We start from the raw sequence: 18086 nt of genomic DNA, 5'->3' as shown, positions 1-18086 counted from the left end.
TTTCAGTCCCGACACCGGCCGCGATCGTATCGGCACCCGGACCGCTCCGCGGAATGTCACTGTCGCCGGGCCTGTGGTCGCTGGGCCCGTGCTGCCGGTCCGCACGTTATTCCCGTTGCTGCATTCCCGTTGCTGCCGGTGAGGGGGCCGCTCAAAATGCCACGCCGCGTTTTGACCAGATCGCCGGTGATCGCGCCGCTGTTGATCATCCGCGTCGTCGTACCGGAAAAGGGAGGGGCGTCTCGGGGGATAAGGCTGAGGGGGAGGGCGTCAGAGCAGGCCGGCGCAAAGGCATCGTGAGGCTGGCACGCGTGGCGGCGCCGGTTTTCCCGCAGGACAGAAATCACCACGCCGCAGGTAGAACTGCGATACTCCGGCGCCATCTGACCAGGCGAAAATCTGAAAGTCATGCGTCTTATGCAGCGCAGGGCACTCGATGCAGGGCCGGCAGGGCTCAGCCCGCCGCGCTGTCGATCCAGATTGTGACCGGCCCGTCATTTGTCAGGCTCACCGCCATATCCGCGCCGAATATGCCGGTCTCATTCGGCACACCTTCGCGGGCGAGACTGGTCGCGAAATGCTCATAGAGCCGTTTGCCCTCTTCGGGCGGCGAGGCGGTCGAAAAGCCCGGCCGGTTGCCGCGCAGATCGGCGGCCAGGGTGAACTGGCTGACAACCAGCGCCGAGCCGCCGATATCCCTGACCGAGAGGTTCATCTTGTCCTGGTCGTCTTTGAAGATCCGCATCTTCGCGATCTTCGCCGCCAGTTTTGCCGCCACCGCCTCGTCATCGCCCTGCATGGCGCAGATCAGGATCATCAGCCCGGGACCGGAGCGCCCGACCACCTCGCCCGCCACCGCCACTTCGGCGCGGGTGATGCGTTGCAAAACGGCTCTCATCCGCCGATCCCGATCTCATGCGCCCAGGGCGGATTGGCACCCGCGCGCGAGACGGTGACGCCTGCGGCCCCGATCCCGAGGTCGAGACAGGCATCGATCTGCGCGTCCGTCAGCCCTGCCAGCCGCGTGCGGCTCAGCGCGCCTTCACGGGCAAGGCCTGCGAGGAAGCCTGCATTGAATGTATCGCCCGCGCCGACCGTATCGATCACCGTGACCTTACCCGCCGGGCGATGACGGCTGCCGCCTGCCGAAAAGGCCCGCGCACCGTCGGCGCCTTCGGTGATCAGCACCAGCGCCGGCCCCTGCGCGAGCAAGCGGGCAGCAAGCGCTTCGGTGGCGCCCGCACCTTCCAGCCAGCGGAGGTCTTCATCCGAAAGCTTGACGATATCGCTTTGCGCGATCATCCGGCTGATACGGGCGCGATAGGTCTCTTCCTGACCTGAGATGAACCCAGGACGGATATTCGGGTCGATCATGATCAGACGGTGCCCGGCCTCGCGCGCCAGCAGCGTCTCGTAGCTTGTCGCCGCCGGGTCATTTACCAGTGATATGCCACCGAAAAACAGCGCCTGGACCCGGTCGGGCAGGGCCGGAAGATCCGGGGGCGTGAGCATCCGCCCGGCGGTGGCCTCGTCGTAAAAAGCATAGCTCGCCTGGCCATTGGTCAGTTTGACAAAAGCCACGGTGGTCGGCCGGTCTGAACGCGCAAGCAGGCTGGTATCGACCTTTGATGCCGTCAGCGTATCCGCCAGGATCTCGCCGAGCATATCGGTCGAGACCCCGGAAAAGAACCCCACCGGCGTGCCAAGCCGGCCAAGCGCGATGGCAGTATTGAACACCGCCCCCCCGGCATAGGGCGCGAAACAGGCCTCCCCCGCGGTCGAGACCCGCGGCAACATATCGATCAACGCCTCACCACAGCAGAGAATCATCGAAGCCTCCCGGTTTCCCTGTGCTTTGTTAGCGCAAACATGGCGGCGCTGTCAGGCGGTGAAATACGGTGCCAGATTGGCACGCACGCGCGCCAGTGGCGTTTCACCCGAGCTGTCGGGGCGGAAGGTCTCACCGGTGATCCGCTCAAAGGCGGCGATATAGACCTCAGCGGTCTGAGCGATCATTTCCGAGGGGATATCCGGCACCGGATCCTTATAGGGATCACAGCGCGCCGCGACCCAGGACCGGATCACATCCTTGTCGAAAGACGGTGGGCGGGCGCCGGTGGTCAGCGCCTCCTGATACCCTTCGGCGATCCAGTAGCGGCTGGAATCGGGGGTATGGATCTCATCGGCAAGCAGGATGCGGCCCTGATCATCCAGGCCGAATTCATATTTCGTATCAACAAGGATCAGCCCGCGCTCTGCCGCGACTTTCTGGCCAAAGGCGAAGAGGCGCAGCGCCTTGTCCGAAACCTCGTCCCATTGTGCCTGGGTGAGGAGCCCCTGGGCGACGATCTCGGCTGCTGTCAGCGGCTCGTCATGGCCGCCGTCAAAGGCTTTCGAGGTGGGGGTGATGATGGCCACGGGCAGGGCCTCATTATCGCGCAATCCATCCGGAAGGCGGTGGCCATACATCTCTCGCGCGCCAGCCTTATACTGGGTCAGAACCGAGGTGGAGGTGGTACCGGCGAGATAGCCGCGCACGACCACTTCGACGGGCAGAATGCTGACATGGCGCCCGATCACGACATTCGGATCGGGATAGGCCACGACATGATTGGGACAGATATCGGCTGTGCGGTCGAACCACCAGCGCGCGGTCTGGGTCAGGACCTGGCCCTTCCACGGGATCGCGGCCAGAATGCGGTCAAAGGCCGAAATCCGGTCCGAGGAAATCAGGATCCGCCTGCCGTTCGGGAAATCCGCATCCGGAGCCAGATCGTAGCAATCGCGCACCTTCCCGAAATAGGGCGAGGGCAGTTCAGGAATGCGCGCCTCGCTCAGCACGCGGGAGAGATCAATCGACATATGCGCCTGCCTTCCTCTGGTGACGCGGCTGCTATGAGCGCGGGGCGCGCCCATGTCAACGCCCGGAAAGGGGCACAGCCCCCGGGCCCTTGCAGGGCCTCCCCCGGAGTATTTTGATCAAGAGGAAAAAGCCGGCTTCCTCTTGACTTAAATACTCCCGCCGGAGGCGAAGGCTGGCAAAGCCCGGCTCAGTCCAGGGCTCAGTCCAGGACTCAGTCCAGCCAGTCGAGCGCATTGCCGCCAATGCTGATATCGCCGTCCTTCATCAGATAGAGCACGGCGCCCGCAACCAGGGCCGCCGCCACAGCTGCGAGTGCGATTTTCCAGACCGACCACGGGCGCTGGCCCTGGACTTCGCCGGTCTGGCCATTGACGAGGAACTGATAGCTTTTGCCGTTGTATTTATAAGCCGCCATCCAGATCGGCAGCATTATATGTTTGAAGGTTTCGCCACTGTAATCGGTGTCAATGCCGGAGATCCGCTGTTCATCGCCGCCGATGTCGCGGCGCACATCGGTTTCGATCACGCGGGCCATTTTCTGCTTTGATTGGAGGCTCGCGGGTTCCAGCGGCACTGTATAGCCCTCGGCCGAAAATCCGGCGAGATAATCCGGCGCATAGGGGACAAGCTTGCTCAGATCCCAGGGATCAAGCTCATTCGCATAGCGCGCCGGCACGCTCAGCGACGCCAGCACTCCGACATCATCGAAGTCGCGGGCGACGCGGCCAGAGACCGGGGTCCAGCGGATTTTGCGCTCCTGGCGGGTCTCGCGTTTGCCGTTCACCGTGACCGTGCGCGAGACGTAATAGGCATCACCCCGGCTGCCGGAATACCGCGAGCGGGTTTCGGCATCAAAAGTCCACCAGGGCACATAGACGCCGTTCATCGCCCGCCCGCGCCTCGTATATTCCAGCAACCGGTTCGGCGCGAACCAGAGCGAGCCGAGCCATTTCACCAGGGCTTCACGTGCCTCGCGTTCGGAAAGCACGAAGGGGATCAGCGCCTGGGGTTTGATCTGCCTCGTCTCGCCGGTCGAGGTTACCACAGGCGTCGCACAGAAAGGGCATTCGGTGGCGTGGCTGGCACCGATCATCTCGATCAGCGCCCCGCAGGAGGTGCAGCGCGTGGTCCGCACCACTTCCATCGCCGAAGAGGACAGATCGTCGGCGAGCCCTTTGGCGAGGTCATGTTCGACCAGCGCCCGGTCCTGATCGGCAAGGGCGATATCGGGCAGGCGCTGGTGATTGCCGCAATGTTCGCAGACCAGATCGCGCTGGCCCGGGGCATAGCGCAGCTGCGCGCCGCACTGGCTGCAGGGCCAGCGGTGTTCTCCGTTGGCGGGCATGGGTCAGCCTGCGGGCGGGGGCGGCGGCGGCAGATGCGAAAAGAGGCGGGCGAGTTCGGTCTCGGCGGCGGGTTTCCAGCCCTCCATCCCCTGCGCCCAGACCATTGTGCCGCGTGCAAGCTGGCCCGAGGCGGCAAGCCCGGAAAGCTGCGCTTCGGTAAACGGGCCTTTGGTGGCGCCGTTCTCGGCAAGATGCCACTCCTTGCCAACCGGCGGCGGGGGCGGCGGTGCATGCGAGGCAGCGGCGGGCTGCGCCCCCCAGGGGCCCATATTCTGGGCCATGCCCATCCCCATCGCCATGCCTGCCCCGGTCGCCATCGCAGAGCCGGCCCCCGAGCTGGGGTTGCCCATCGCTTCGGCTGCGTTGAACTGCATATATTTGTTCAGATCGCCCACGACACCCATCGAGGTGCGCTTGTCGAGCGCTTTCTCGACTTCTTCCGGCAGGCTGATATTTTCGATATAGAATTCCGGAATGCTCAACCCGTATTCCGCGACTTTGGGGGTGATGGCACCGGCAATCAGCTTGCCAAGGTCTTCGGTATTCGCGGCCATATCCAGCACCGGGATCTGCGATCCCGCCAGCACCTGGCTCGCCGCCTGGACGATGATATTGCGGATCTGTACCGAGATCTCGTCGGCGGTGAATTCGCCATCGGTGCCGACGATTTCCGTCATGAATTTACCGGGATCCGCGACCCGCATCGAATAGGTCCCGAAGGCCCGCAGCCGGACCGGGCCGAATTCCGGATCGCGCGCCATGATCGGGTTTTTCGTGCCCCATTTCTGGTCGTTGAACCGCGTGGTCGAGACGAAATAGATCTCGGATTTGAACGGCGACTGGAAGCCGTGATCCCAATGCTGAAGCGTCGTCAGGATCGGCATATTGTTGGTCTCAAGCTGATAGAGACCGGGGCCGAAGACATCCGCCAGCTGACCCTCATGGATGAAGACCGCCGCCTGGCCCTCGCGCACCGTGAGCTTCGCGCCGTATTTGATCGCCTGGCCGCGGCGCTCAAAGCGCCAGACCATGGTGTCGCGGGTGTCATCGAGCCAGGAGATGACATCGATAAACTCGCCCCTGAGGAAGTCGAAGACCATGGGTTCAGCCTTTCTGTCACGCGCGGGCCGGCGGCGCCGCATCTGCCTTTGTCAAAATAGCGCGCATGCGCCCGGATTGAAGGGGAAATTTCGCCCGGCGGGGCCTGATGTCGCTTTGTTCATCGCCGATCCGGTCTGCATCTTCCCGCGCGCCGGTCATGACGTGCCGCAATCCGGAGGCAGGAGCCAGTCGCCCTCTGCGTTTTTGCCCATGAAATCGGCAAAAAGGGCGACAGTCTCACCAGTGGCCGATCGCAATCGCGCGACCGGATAGCCGCCATCGCCCCAGCCGGAGGATGCGATGGGAATTAAGGTTTTGTCGGGCAGAGGCAGGATATGGCCGACCACCCAGACTTCACCGATCATCGTGTCGAACCAGCCATTATAGAGATCTTTTTCCGGGCCGAGGATCCCGGCCGAGCGGGTCACGGCCGCCGCCATGGATCTGTCGAAAAAGCCCGCAAGCCCGGTATCGACAGGGATTGTGGCAACATCATCGCCACAGGACGGGGCGGCATCGGAAAAGACCAGCAGCGCCTTCGAGACGCGCCCTTCGTCCTGGTCAAGCGCCAGTAAAAACCGTGCCTCGCCGGCGGGCACCTCGATCCAGGGCAGATCCCAGGCGTCCGACCAGGTCAGCGGATCGACCGCAATCACCCCGCCCGGGGCGAGGGTGATCCGGCCCGCATCACGGAACTCAAGTGCGAAATCCGATTGCGCCTGCAACCAGCCAAGGCTGCCAGTCTGCGCCACCTCTGCCGGTGACATTTCAGCGCCTGGCGGGTGTTGTTCGGCCAGGAGCGCGTCTGGCACTGCTTCCTGCGCTTCGCCCGCGCCGGCCAGCAGCGCGGTCACGGTCAGAAGGCAGGAAAACCGGATCAAGCGCCACTCCCGAGCAGTCGTTGTGCGATGCGCCTCACCACCGGGGCCGCTTCTGACTCGGTCATGCCCGGCCACATCTCCGGATCATAAAGGATCTTCAGCATCAGCTCGTCCTGTTTGGTCAGGAGCGCGAATTCCTCGTCATCATTGAAGATCGAGGGCCGCGCGCGTGGGCTGTCATTGGCGAGCCCGAGGCCCTGCGCGATTTCCTCATGATAGCAGGATTGCCGCAGAAGATCGGGGTGTTCGGCCCGGACCACGGCCACCGCGCGGCGGTAATTGCCGCTGTCCCCGTCCGAGAGCGCATAGACGAGGCAATAGGTGGTCTGGGCCATGCCGGTCACATCGGCCACATCCTGGGGGCTGAGGCCGGGAAGCTCGCGGCGCAGGATGGGGCCAAGCTGTTCGCGCTCGTCTTCCGAGACGACATGCAGGGTGAAATTGCCGCCCTGATCGACAAGTGTGATCGGGTGGCCGGTCAGGCTGGCAAGGCGTTTGATATAAGAGGCGATCCGCGCGCGGTCGGTGGCGCGGCGCTCCTGGGGCACAGAGGCGCCGAACTGGATCTGAAACCGGATCGGCACATCCCAGCGGCGCAGGATCGACGCAGTTTCACCGCGCGCAAACGCCCCGCCGGCGCGACTGTATTCATCGTAAAGCGCAATGCGGATGAAATTTTCAGCGAGAATGCGGGCGTCGAAAGGCGTATCCACACCGCCGCCATCGGTACGCAGCAATCCCTGCGAGAGCAGCGAGTTCTGCACCTGGGCGTAATAGGCACGGGCCGCAGCACTTTTCGGTGTCTCGGGCGTCACCACGACAGGAACAGGGGGGCGGGGTGGCGGCGGGCCGATCCGTTGCGGCGCCTGGCCACCCGAGGACACACAGGCGGAAAGGCCCGCCACCAGCAAGGTGGCAGGCCAGAGGGGCAGTCGCTTGCGCCGGGCTGGCGTCATGATTGCGGCTGTGCGGCGGGCGCGGTGCTCCGTGCCCGGGCCGAAGCCAGCGTTTTGCGCAGATCGGTTTCCATCTTCTGCAGCTCGACCTCGGCAGCCGCGCGCCGCGCCTTGCCCTCATCGGCGATCTGCAGGCTTTCATTGATGGTGGCGATCAGGGTCTCATTCGCGTGTTTCACCGTTTCAATGTCGAAGACGCCGCGCTCCATTTCCTCGCGCACGGTGCGGTTGGCCTGCTGAAGGTTCTCGGCATTCGATTTCAGCAATTCGTTGGTCAGATCATTGGCGTCGCGGATCGACTCTGCGGCCTCTTTCGATCGCTGGATGGTGACGGCCTGGGCGAGCTGCGTCTCCCAAAGCGGTACGGTGTTGACCAGCGTCGAGTTGATCTTCGTCACCAGAGACTTGTCGTTCTCCTGCACCAGCCGGATCGAGGGCAGCGACTGCATGGTGACCTGGCGGGTCAGTTTCAGATCATGCACCCGGCGTTCCAGATCGTCGCGGGCGGCGCGCAGATCGCGCAGCTCCTGCGATTTGATCATCTTGTCATTCTCGGGCGCGGCCGCGACCTCGGCCTCTTTCGCGGGGATCGATGCGCTGTCGGTCTCATTCAGCTTGGCCTCGCCTGCCGCGATGTAAAGCCCCAGCTCATCATAGAAATTCAGGGTTTTTGCATAAAGAAGATCCAGCGATTTGATGTCTTTCAGAAGCTTCGTCTCATGGCCGAGCAATTCGCCCGTGACCTTGTCGATCTGGCTTTGGACATCCTCATATTTCGCGACGAAATCCGCGAAAGGCGCGGCGCGGCCCAGCAGACGCTCCCACCACGAGCTTTCGCGGCGCAGGTCCAGCTCTGAGGTCGAGAAACCGCGAATGGTGGTGACGATTTTGCGCAGGCTGTCGCCGGCCGGTCCGACATCCTTGTTCTTCACATCCTGGAGCATTTCCTGAGAGATCACCTGCAATTCGGCCTGGGCCGAAGAGCCGAACGAGATGATCGACTGCGTATTGGTCAGATCCAGCTCGCCCATGCGCTTTTCAATCGCCGCAGCCTTGTCGGGCGAAGCGGCTTCCAGCGGCACGATTTCGCCGGCCGGTTCCGGCAGGATGACAGCGGTGACCTTCTCGACCTCGGCCAGGGTGGCCTCGGCGGCGGCGCGGGTGGTGTTCTCGGTCATGGCAAAATCTCACACTTAGGAAGGGTTGGAGCCGGAAGGCGTCTCGAATTTCAGCCGGTCCCGCAGCACGGAAATCTCGATATCGAGATTGTCGCGGTCATTTCCAAGCAGGCGTTCCGAGCGGCTGGCAAAGGTGGTTTCCAGATCAGTCAGCAATTGTTCATAATCTGTGCGGGCCTGCGGGTCGGGGCGGATCGCCCAGAGATCGGCGAATTTCACCGTCGCGTCGCGGGCGCCTTCCAGGTAGACGGTCAGATAGCGGCGCGCTGCGGTCAGATCACCGGGATCTTCCTCGACCCTTTGCATCAGGCTTCTTGTCTGGGCGATGAAACGATCGACCCGGGCCTCAAGCTGGCGGTCGCGGGCGCGCAGGATCGCGTCTTTCATCTGCGCGAGCGTCTTCTCGGCCCCGGCCAGGGCACGGGCCACGCGGTCGGTCTGAAAACGGTCGACGCCCTCCATCCCCTTATCGGTCCAGGGATCAAAGCCGAAGGTGCCGATATGCAGCGCCGCACCGGCGAGGCCGAAGAGGATCGGGTAAAGCGAGACGCCATGCCCGATCAGCCCGCCGGTGAACAATGCGGCCCCGGTGGCGAGGGCGCCGAAGAGGATACGCGGGATCGCAGGGCGGCGCGCGACCCGGCGGGCGTTAAACGCGGCGCGGGCGCGCATACCTTCACGGGTGAGCCTGGCGCTCAGGATCAGGCCGCCGCCGGCGATCAGGCTTAAAAGCATCGCACCGGGTTCCTCGCCAAAGGCGGGGAAGAGGAAAACAAAGGCCGAGAGGAACAGGAACGTGGCGCGCCAGCCACCGGCCGGCTTTTCCGTCCCCGGGGCCGCACGCGTAATTGGCGGTTGTGGGTCGGAGCCCGATCCCGACGGTCGGGCCCCGTCAGGGCTGAACTTCCCGCCAAAGCGCTGAGCGGCCATCACATTCCTCCCGAACCGGCGACATAGAAAACAAGGGCGATCAGAATCGCCAGCGAGAGGTTGCGCAGGCCGGATTCGGACATTCTGGGTTCCGGAAATAACGGTCGGTTGCCGCAATCCTAGCGAATGGATCTGTAGCTTGCCAGTCTGAGACAGGGCGCATGCGCGGGAATCTTCCGCCCGAATTCCCGGTTCTGTCTGATCCGCGCTCTTTTGAGCGCGGTCAAGCGGATGTCTGATGCCGCGATGCGGCATGGAGGGCAGGGATTTCGGCATCCCGGGCCGGGAAATCAGGCCGCCCCATTGGCGCAATCCCTTGATGTCTTGCGCTTATTGGGCCGGTCTCGCATCACCGCGCCACATGCCCAGGCCTGCAAACAACTGTTATGCCTGGCCGCATCGAGCTTGCCCTGCCAGAGGGCAGGTAAGCCGGGCCTCGGCAGTGCCCCCGCGAGGCGCGGGGTGCGGCGAGGCTCAGAGCAGGGGGAACCTGCGCGCGCGAAAGACGCGCGCGTCCTTTGGATCCTATCCCTTGCGACCCGGGCCGCCCCGGCCGGAAGGACCGCCGGGCCTGGTGGGACCGCCGGTTTTGGCGGGACCGCGCGAGGTGCGCGCGCCGGTGGTCGCCGGCGCATTGCGGGTGCTGACGAGTTTCGGGGCGCGTGGTTTGCGCGGCGCTGACCGGTCAGAGACCGGGTCGGCACCGGCAGATGCCGGGCGGCGATTTGTCATGCCAGGAGCCCGGACGGGACGCGCAGCGTCGCCCGTGCTGCGTGCGGGAGGTTTTGGCTGATAGGAGCTGCCGCCAGAGCCCTCGCTGTCTTTGCGCCCGGCAGCTTCCGCCCGGTGGGTAAAATATTCGCGTGCGGTAAGGCCGGACTTCTTTTTGGCGGTGGCTGGTTTTCCGGCCGCGTCGTTGGATGTGGCGCCCGTTGTTGCACGCGACGCCGAGGCGGCCGTGCGCGCGCCCCTTTCCGTGGCCGGGAAGGCCGATCTGGTCGCATTGGCCGGTCTGTCAGCGCTGGCGGTCCTGGTCGCACTGGCGGTTCTGGTCGCACTGGCGGATCTGACGGGACGGGCCGTGGGGGAGGCGCGTTCGGCCCCGGCGCGGTCGGTTTTGCCCGCTGCTGGTCTTGCCGGTACTGGTTTTCCGGCCCGCACCCGCGTCATCGCAGGGCGCTTGCGTGGGGCTTCTGCTGCCGCCTCGTCCGCCGCGATCTCGCCCAGCTGGTCGCGCAGCACGCGGGCCTTGACCTCTTCGACCTGGCCCGGTTCCAGACTTCCCAGCCGGAAGGGACCGTAAGAGACCCGGATCAGCCGGTTCACGTAAAGGTCGATGGCGTTCATAGCGCGGCGGATCTCGCGGTTTTTGCCCTCGCGCAGGCCCACGGTCAGCCAGGCATTGGCACCCTGCTGACGGTCGATGGTGACCTGCATCGGCTTGAACCGCTCGCCCTCGATGGTGATTCCATCGCGCAGGATCTGCAGTTTCAGGTCATCGGCCTGACCATTGACGCGCACCCGGTATTTCCGCAGCCAGCCGGTCGAGGGCAGTTCCAGCCGCCGTTTGAGCCCGCCATCATTCGTCAGCAGCAAAAGACCCTCGGAATTGAGGTCGAGCCGCCCGACCGACATCACCCGCGGCATATCTTCAGGAAGGTGATCGAAAACAGTGTCGCGGCCCTTTTCATCGGAGGCGCTCGTCACAAGCCCTTCGGGTTTATAATAAAGCCAGAGCCGCGCCTCTTCCTCTTCGGGCAGCAGCCTGCCGGAAATGGTGATGCGCTCGGTTCCGGTCACATTCAGCGCCGGGCTGCTGATGATCTTTCCATTAACGGTGACTTCGCCTGCCTCGATGAGCCGCTCGGCCTCGCGCCGCGAGGCGACGCCGCGGCGCGACAGCAACTTGGCAATGCGCTCGCCTTCGGGCGTCCCATTCGGTTCCCGGGCGGGAGGACTTGTGTTTTCCGGCATGGGAGGCGACCTTTTGAGGGAGAGCAGAAGCCGGGGCTGGCGCCCCAGGATTTTTGACTCGTGGCCCCCAAGGATATTTCAGGACAGATGAAAGAACAATGCGGCGTGGTCTTTCGATCCCATATGGGCCTCGCGCTGGAAGAGGCGCGGGCGGCGGCCTTGCGCGGCGAGGTGCCGGTGGGGGCGGTACTGGTCTCTGGCGCGGGCGAGGTTGTGGCCCGGGCCGGGAACCGGACGCGCGAGCTGAAAGACCCGACCGCACATGCAGAGATGCTGGTGATCCGCGAGGCGTGCCGGCGCCTTGGGCAGGAGCGGCTGGAAGGCTGTCTTCTCTATGTGACGCTGGAGCCCTGTCCGATGTGCGCAGCCGCGATTTCGGCGGCGCGGATCGCGCGGCTGGTTTACGGCGCGGCGGATCCCAAATCCGGCGGCGTGACGGTGGGCGCGCGTGTCTTCAGTCATGCGCAATGCCATCACGTGCCCGAAGTTCTGGATGGAATCGGCGAGGTCGAGGCCGGGCGGCTGCTGCGCGATTTCTTTACCGCCCGGCGCGAAAGCCAGGGCTGAACTCTGGGCAAATTTAAAGCTGGAATTTGTGGGGCAGCGCGGGGCAGGGCGCTGGCAGCCGTGACGATACCCGCCGCAAATGCCAGACGCACCACTTTGCGCAGCACGTCACGCCCGGTCAGAGGGGCCGGGACAACGCCTTGCGGCCGCCGCGATGATCGTGGCCGCAGGGCTGAGTTGTCGCAGAGCATCGCCCCTGATGGCGGCTCTGCATGGCGGCCTTTCTTCCGCCAGTCGGGTCAGAACGAAATCGGCTCCAGCACCACGGGCTCAATCACTTCGACGCCGGGCGGCAGGCCGGCGCGCAACGGATCTGCATTCTGCGCCAGCAGCGGGAAGGTCTTGTAATGGCAGGGAATCACACAGCGGAAGTTGAAATATTTCCGCGCAGCCCAGGCCGCGCGCGCCATATCCATCGTGTAATGCCCGCCGCAGGAGAGAATGCCGATCTCGGGCTGATGCAGCTCGCCCATCCAGGCCATATCGGCCATGATATCGGTGTCTCCCGACACATAGATGGTGCGGCCTTCGCCTTTGATCATGAAGCCCGCCGCAGATCCGGCCGGCAAAAGCGCGCCGCCGCCGAAATCGACCGAGGCCGAATGGGTGGCATTCACCATCGTCACTTTGGCGCCGCCGCAGTCGATGGTGCCGCCCTTGCCAAAGCCGATGGTCGAGGCACCCTGGCCGTTCAGCCAGACCGAGACCTCATGGATACAGGCCACCGGAATCTGCAATTCCTTCGACAGGCTGGCGGCATCGGCGGCATGATCGCCATGGGCATGGGTCAAAAGAATATGCGTGGCACCCGCCACCGCATCGGCACGCGCCTCAGCCGGAAAGACAGGGTTGCCGGTCAGCCAGGGATCCACCAGCAGAACCGCCTGTTCGATCTCGATACGGAAACCCGAATGTCCGAGCCAGGTGATTTTCACAGCAGCACCTCCTGTTATGATTGTGCGGAAGAGACTTTACCCGCCCATTGTGACAGGTTTCCAGTCTTTTTCGAACCGGGCGGTTCGAAATGACGAGGCTGCCGTCATTTCCCCTGACAAATATAGTCCCGCCGGAGGCGCAGGCCCGCCAGGGAGACAGGATGCTGCCTTTGCCTTGCCCGGCCTTTGTCCAACCCAGCCTGTGCCTTGCGCAGCCGCCAAGCGCTCGCTAAACGGGGCCGGAGCTTAAAAGGGTCTGATCCATGTCCATCGACATTGATACCGCACGGAAAGTGGCGAAACTTGCCCGCATCCGGGTTGAGGAAGCAGCGCTTCCCGATCTTGCACGCGATCTCTCCGGCATTCTCACTTTCATGGAACAGCTGAACGAGGTCGATGTGACCGGCATCGAGCCGATGGTCTCGGTCACGCCGATGCGGCTGCGCCGGCGCGAGGATGTCGTGACCGATGGCAATATCCAGGCCCAGGTTCTGAAAAATGCCCCCGAAGCCCGTGAAGGCTTCTTTGCCGTGCCGAAGGTGGTGGAATGAGCATGACCTCCGAGTCGAACAGCTGGACGATCGAAAAGGCGCGCGATGCGCTGCGTAAAGGCGAGATTTCCGCCGTCGATCTGACCATGGCCTGCCTGACCGCGATTGACGCGGGCGATGCGCTTGGCGCTTTCGTGCATAAAACCCCCGAGATCGCGCTGGAACAGGCGCGGGCAGCGGATGCGCGGCTCAAAGCCGGGGACGCGCCGTCTTTGTGCGGCATCCCGCTGGGGATCAAGGATCTTTTCTGCACCAAAGGCGTGAATTCTCAGGCCGCTTCGGGGATCCTCGAAGGGTTTAAGCCGGAATACGAATCGACCGTCACCACGAAGCTTTTTGCTGACGGCGCGGTGATGCTTGGCAAGCTGAACATGGACGAATTCGCCATGGGCTCGTCGAATGAGACCTCGGTTTACGGCCCCGCCGTGAACCCCTGGAAGATCGATGACCGCAAACTGACGCCGGGCGGATCTTCGGGCGGTTCGGCCTCGGCTGTCGCGGCAGATCTCTGTCTGGCGGCGACCGGCACCGATACCGGCGGCTCGATCCGCCAGCCGGCGGCTTTTACCGGTATTGTGGGCATCAAGCCGACCTATGGCCGCGTCTCCCGCTGGGGGGTGATCGCTTTCGCGTCCAGCCTTGACCAGGCCGGACCTATGACGAAATCGGTGCGGGACGCGGCGATCTTTCTGCAATCCATGTCGGGCTATGATCCGAAGGATTCGACCAGTTCCGAGATTGCTGTCCCCGATTTCGAGGCCGCCCTGACCGGTGATATTCGCGGCAAAGTCATCGGCATCCCGAAGGAATACCGTCTTGACGGCATTCCGGCCGAGATCGACGCGCTGTGGGAGCAGGGCATTGCCATGCTCAGAGATGCCGGCGCCGAAGTGCGCGAGGTCACCTTGCCGCATGCGAAATATGCGCTGCCGGCCTATTATGTGATCGCGCCCGCCGAGGCCTCGTCGAACCTCGCCCGTTATGACGGGGTGCGGTACGGGCATCGCGCCAAACTGGGCCCGGGTGATGGCATCACCGAGATGTATGAAAAGACCCGCGCCGAGGGCTTCGGCTCCGAGGTGCAGCGCCGGATCATGATTGGCACCTATGTGCTGTCGGCGGGCTTTTATGACGCCTATTACAACCGCGCCCGCCGCGTCCGCGCCCTGATCAAACAGGATTTCGAGACCGTCTTCGCGGATGGCGTCGATGCAATCCTGACGCCCGCGACACCCTCTTCGGCCTTTGGTCTGGGCGAGATGGCCTCGGCCGATCCGGTCGAGATGTATCTCAACGATGTCTTCACCGTGACGGTGAACCTTGCCGGCCTGCCGGGGATCTCGGTTCCGGTCGGGCTGGATGCCAAAGGTCTGCCGCTTGGGCTGCAACTGATCGGGCGTCCCTGGGATGAGGCCGGGCTTCTCAATCACGCCTATGTGCTGGAACGTGCAGCAGGATTTGTAGCCAAGCCGCAAAAATGGTGGTAATTGCCGCCGGATATGCGCCCGCGCCGTCCGGTTTTTCGGTCGGATAACACATCTGTGGCGTGACTTTTTGCCGTTTTACATGAGGACGCCATGACCACCCGCCGGCAGATCATTTCGGGGTTTTCAGGTAAAAGCGCTGCCGTTCTGGGCGTTCTGGTGCTGGCGGCCTGCACGCCTTCGGTTCCCGATTCCGGCAGTGGCGTCGGCTTTCAGGATTACAACTCCTATATCCGCAGCTCCAATAGCGGCACGGGGCAAACTGCGGCGCCTGCTGCGGCGGCTCCGGCCAGAACCGGTTTCGATCCGACCGCGGCGGCAGCGGCGATTGACCGCGCTGATGGCAGCACCCCGACCGCGCCGGTCAGCGCAATCATTCCGAATACGAATTACGTGGCTCCCGCCAGCACAGGTGCCGCGCGTCCGCGGGGCAATGCGCCGGCCGGGATCAAAGAGGAATCGGGCGAGCTGGTCCATTCCAATCCGACCATCTCGGACGAGAATGACTTCACCGCCGTGGCCGCCCGCGAATCCATCGCGTCGGATGCCGAGCGGATCGCCCGAAACCGCGCCGAATATGTCGTGGTTCAGCCCGGCGCGCTGCCGGTGCGCCCTGGCGAAAGCGGGCCGAATATCGTTGAATTCGCGCTTGCGACCACCCATGCGCCGGGTGTGCAGATGTATAGTCGCGGTCGCAGCTCGAAAGATCCGATGATTGCCTGTGCGAAATACCCGTCGCCGGATCTGGCGCAGCAGGATTTCCTGGCCCGCGGCGGCCCGGACAAGGATCGGCTGGGCCTTGATCCCGATGGCGACGGCTTCGCCTGTGGCTGGGATCCGCGCCCGTTCCGCACCGCATTGCAGTGACCGCCTTCCCGTCGCCGAATTTCGGCGCGCGGCGGGGGGGGGTGAAGCCCTCGCTGATCATCCTGCATTACACCGCGATGGAGAGCGCTCAGGCCGCCCGCGCGCGGCTTTGTGACCCGGAGTACGAGGTCTCGGCCCATTGGCTGATCGGTGAGGATGGCCGCAGCGAGGCCCTGGTCTCCGAGGCCGAGCGGGCCTGGCATGCCGGGCGCAGCTCCTGGCGCGGCATTGACGATGTGAACAGCCATTCCATCGGTATCGAGCTCGCCAATCGTGGCACGCATCCTTTCCCCGAGCCGCAGATGGCGGCGCTGGAGGATCTTTTGCGCGGGATCATGGCGCGCTGGAACATTACCCCGGCGGGAGTACTGGCCCATTCCGACATCGCGCCGGATCGCAAAATCGACCCCGGCCCCCATTTCGACTGGCAGCGCCTTGCGCGTCAGGGTCTCGCGCTGCGGCCTCAGGCAGGGGCAGGGGCAGGGGCAGGGGCTGATTGCGACACTGATTTCAGCCAACTGCTGGCTGCGATCGGCTATGATCCGGCACAGGAGCCGGAGCTGCTTTTGCGCGCCTTCCGCCTGCGGTTCCGCCCCTGGGGCCGCGGGCCGGTCGGGACGCAGGATATCCGCCTTGCCCAAGGGGTTCTGGCCGCGATTTCCGCCGATGGCGCTTGACGACAGCCTGGCAGGGGCCTAAGCCCCGCCTCGCACGGATGGCCGGATGACCGCGGGGGGCGCGCAAGCGTCGTGCCGAGGAAAGTCCGGACTCCATGAAGCAAGGGCGCCGGGTAACTCCCGGCCGGGGTAACCCGAGGGAAAGCGCAACAGAGAAGAGACAGCCGCGCCGCCGGCCTCGGTCGGAGACCGGTGCGGTGATGGTGAAACGGTGGGGTAAGAGCCCACCGCGGTCCTGGCAACAGGAATGGCATGGCAAGCCCCGCCCGGAGCAATGCCGAATAGGGGCCTCGCGCGGGGCAGGTCGGGTCCGCCCGATACCGCCGCAGGGATGCTTCAGCCCGAGAGGCCCGGGTTGGCAGCTGGATCCCGTCCGTAAGGGCGGGGGCAGAGGAATGGTCATCCAGGGCAGGCAACTGCCTGGACAGAATCCGGCTTACAGGCCATCCGTGCAAACTTACCTCTTCAAACGCCGCCAGGTCCTGGCAGGCCTGAGCAGGCTTTGAAACCGGTCCCACCCAAAGCGGATTCGGGTGCCAGGAGAAACCGGAACTGCCCGTTGCGTGCAGCCGGCCTCCCCGAACAGAAAACCCCCGACGCGCGTTGCTGCGGAAGCTCCCGGCACGTGGCACGCCGACCGCTAATCCACTTGGTTCATGCTCTGTCCTGTTGACCGGCTTGCAATAAGGACCCTGCTTCTGGGGTGGTCGGCGTCCCAAAGGGACCCCACCGACCTGGGGTTGGGTCCATTGTGCCTTCGATGACGATCGGAGGCCGGGCACGGGATGCTGATCGTGGAGACAATCGCAAAAATCAGGCGGCTACATTTTACCGAGGGCAAGGGGATCAAGACGATCTGCCGTGACCTGAAGCTGTCGATGATCGAAGCGCCTTGCGCCATTGGCTCGAGCGATCCGCTGAGGGGTGCGGAAGGTGATCCGCACCGGGATTGCCGAGTTCACCTATACCCGGAGGGTGCAGCCGCGCCCGAAGCTGGGTGCCTGGCTGGGGGAGCTCAACCGGTTGCTGGGGGTCAACGCCGCGCGGTCTAACCGGGAACGACAGTCTCTGACACAGATCTACGAAGTGGAGGGGCAGCCCGCCACCGGTTCGAGGGCAGCCCCGACGGAGCGGTCTTGGTTATGAAGGCGGGTATGACGCGGTGCAGCCGCTACGCCTCGAACTGGGCGCGCAATCAGAGCTCAGGTGCCTCTTCTGCTTTCGTGCCCCTGAGCTTTGCGCCCGGCGAAGCCTGTCAGTTCGACCGGAGCCACGAGGTTGTCGTTATCGATGGGACGACGACCACGATCAAAGTGGCCCATGTTCGCCTGTGTCACAGCGGGATGTTCTTTGTGCGGTCCTATCCGCGCGAGACGCGAGGCACCTCAGCCATCGGGCTCGAACCAATGGCGCCGCGATGGCTTCGATCCTCAATCTCCTGTCTCGCAGGCGCGATCCGGAACCGCCGCCTCTCCTGCTGACCTCTCCGGCCTTGCGCCTGACCCATGAACCGGTGGCGGATTGCGTCCGTTATGACCCGGCTCGCGGAGGGCCAGCTGATGGATCGTGCTGACATCATGGCCGCAATGGGCGAGCTGAAGCTCTACGGGATGCGCGCCGCTTATGATGAACTCATGGCGGTGGCTGTGCGCCGCCAGCATGAACCCCGCCAGATCGTCGGAGATCTTCTGGACCTGCTCCGGTTCTGTTCCGGTGAGATGCTCATGTTAGGCGGCCCATTGTTCGAAGGCCACGGGTGATTTCCAGCCGAGGGCT

The 18086-nt window shown here is 64.1% G+C and carries 16 protein-coding genes, 1 other RNA gene and 2 pseudogenes; 8 read left to right on the top strand and 11 right to left on the bottom strand.

Features of this window, described 5'->3' with window-relative positions; all coding sequences use genetic code 11:
- Nucleotides 1-454: 454 nt before the first annotated feature.
- The 10 genes from dtd to AC4FS3_RS15010 all read right to left on the bottom strand — a co-directional run bounded on the left by dtd (nucleotide 455) and on the right by AC4FS3_RS15010 (nucleotide 11229).
- Nucleotides 455-898 carry a D-aminoacyl-tRNA deacylase gene (dtd, locus tag AC4FS3_RS15055; protein ID WP_283177732.1) on the bottom strand — a complete coding sequence of 148 codons (444 nt, stop codon included), beginning with the start codon at nucleotides 896-898 and terminating at the stop codon, nucleotides 455-457.
- Entirely contained in the window at nucleotides 895-1830 is a 936-nt protein-coding gene (locus tag AC4FS3_RS15050; protein WP_491021243.1) for a carbohydrate kinase family protein, read from the bottom strand. The genes dtd and AC4FS3_RS15050 overlap by 4 nt, the downstream gene beginning before the upstream one ends.
- Nucleotides 1831-1881: 51 nt before the next feature.
- A complete protein-coding gene (locus AC4FS3_RS15045) occupies nucleotides 1882-2862 on the bottom strand; it encodes a phosphoribosylaminoimidazolesuccinocarboxamide synthase (RefSeq protein ID WP_491021242.1) in 981 nt (326 codons plus the stop codon).
- A 212-nt stretch (nucleotides 2863-3074) separates the two neighbouring features.
- Nucleotides 3075-4208: a TFIIB-type zinc ribbon-containing protein gene (locus AC4FS3_RS15040; protein ID WP_283177734.1), complete on the bottom strand. Its 1134-nt coding sequence runs from the start codon at nucleotides 4206-4208 to the stop codon at nucleotides 3075-3077.
- Between the two features lie 3 nt (nucleotides 4209-4211).
- The gene (locus AC4FS3_RS15035; protein ID WP_491021241.1) at nucleotides 4212-5309 is read right to left on the bottom strand and encodes an SPFH domain-containing protein; all 1098 of its coding nucleotides are present in this window, start codon (nucleotides 5307-5309) and stop codon (nucleotides 4212-4214) included.
- A gap of 156 nt (nucleotides 5310-5465) precedes the next feature.
- Nucleotides 5466-6191, bottom strand: coding sequence for a DUF4241 domain-containing protein (locus tag AC4FS3_RS15030; protein WP_491021240.1), 726 nt, complete (start codon nucleotides 6189-6191; stop codon nucleotides 5466-5468).
- A complete protein-coding gene (locus AC4FS3_RS15025) occupies nucleotides 6188-7147 on the bottom strand; it encodes a DUF2927 domain-containing protein (protein WP_491021239.1) in 960 nt (319 codons plus the stop codon). The genes AC4FS3_RS15030 and AC4FS3_RS15025 overlap by 4 nt, the downstream gene beginning before the upstream one ends.
- On the bottom strand, nucleotides 7144-8325 hold the full coding sequence (locus AC4FS3_RS15020; RefSeq protein WP_491021238.1) for a toxic anion resistance protein: 1182 nt from the start codon (nucleotides 8323-8325) through the stop codon (nucleotides 7144-7146). The genes AC4FS3_RS15025 and AC4FS3_RS15020 overlap by 4 nt, the downstream gene beginning before the upstream one ends.
- A 15-nt stretch (nucleotides 8326-8340) precedes the next feature.
- Nucleotides 8341-9255, bottom strand: a complete 915-nt coding sequence (locus AC4FS3_RS15015; protein WP_491021237.1) for a 5-bromo-4-chloroindolyl phosphate hydrolysis family protein — start codon at nucleotides 9253-9255, stop codon at nucleotides 8341-8343.
- 525 nt (nucleotides 9256-9780) lie between these two features.
- Nucleotides 9781-11229, bottom strand: a complete 1449-nt coding sequence (locus AC4FS3_RS15010; RefSeq protein WP_491021236.1) for a pseudouridine synthase — start codon at nucleotides 11227-11229, stop codon at nucleotides 9781-9783.
- A gap of 105 nt (nucleotides 11230-11334) precedes the next feature.
- On the opposite strand from AC4FS3_RS15010, the gene AC4FS3_RS15005 reads away from it, so the two are divergent.
- Nucleotides 11335-11796: a nucleoside deaminase gene (locus AC4FS3_RS15005; protein ID WP_283178787.1), complete on the top strand. Its 462-nt coding sequence runs from the start codon at nucleotides 11335-11337 to the stop codon at nucleotides 11794-11796.
- A 239-nt stretch (nucleotides 11797-12035) separates the two neighbouring features.
- On the opposite strand, the gene AC4FS3_RS15000 is transcribed toward AC4FS3_RS15005, so the two are convergent.
- The gene (locus tag AC4FS3_RS15000) at nucleotides 12036-12731 is read right to left on the bottom strand and encodes a metal-dependent hydrolase (RefSeq protein ID WP_283177741.1); all 696 of its coding nucleotides are present in this window, start codon (nucleotides 12729-12731) and stop codon (nucleotides 12036-12038) included.
- 263 nt (nucleotides 12732-12994) lie between these two features.
- Between AC4FS3_RS15000 and gatC the strand changes: the two genes are divergently transcribed.
- From gatC to AC4FS3_RS14965, 7 genes and pseudogenes are all read left to right on the top strand, one after another.
- Entirely contained in the window at nucleotides 12995-13282 is a 288-nt protein-coding gene (gene gatC / locus AC4FS3_RS14995) for an Asp-tRNA(Asn)/Glu-tRNA(Gln) amidotransferase subunit GatC (protein WP_092897176.1), read from the top strand.
- A 2-nt stretch (nucleotides 13283-13284) separates the two neighbouring features.
- Nucleotides 13285-14769, top strand: coding sequence for an Asp-tRNA(Asn)/Glu-tRNA(Gln) amidotransferase subunit GatA (gene gatA / locus AC4FS3_RS14990; RefSeq protein ID WP_491021350.1), 1485 nt, complete (start codon nucleotides 13285-13287; stop codon nucleotides 14767-14769).
- A 90-nt stretch (nucleotides 14770-14859) separates the two neighbouring features.
- Complete coding sequence (locus tag AC4FS3_RS14985; RefSeq protein WP_491021235.1) at nucleotides 14860-15633, top strand: hypothetical protein; 774 nt, start codon at nucleotides 14860-14862, stop codon at nucleotides 15631-15633.
- A complete protein-coding gene (locus tag AC4FS3_RS14980; protein ID WP_491021234.1) occupies nucleotides 15630-16310 on the top strand; it encodes an N-acetylmuramoyl-L-alanine amidase in 681 nt (226 codons plus the stop codon). The genes AC4FS3_RS14985 and AC4FS3_RS14980 overlap by 4 nt, the downstream gene beginning before the upstream one ends.
- 34 nt (nucleotides 16311-16344) lie before the next feature.
- Nucleotides 16345-16765: RNase P RNA component class A (gene rnpB, locus AC4FS3_RS14975), an RNA gene on the top strand.
- 330 nt (nucleotides 16766-17095) lie between these two features.
- Nucleotides 17096-17689 (top strand): annotated as a pseudogene (locus AC4FS3_RS14970) (IS21 family transposase); the annotation flags it as partial.
- 180 nt (nucleotides 17690-17869) lie between these two features.
- Nucleotides 17870-18001 (top strand): annotated as a pseudogene (locus AC4FS3_RS14965) (ATPase); the annotation flags it as partial.
- Nucleotides 18002-18086: the final 85 nt, after the last annotated feature.

This window comes from Pseudogemmobacter sp. TB195 (genome assembly GCF_058313095.1).
Note: the sequence above shows the minus strand (reverse complement) of the source record. Positions and strands in the feature narration are given on the sequence as shown.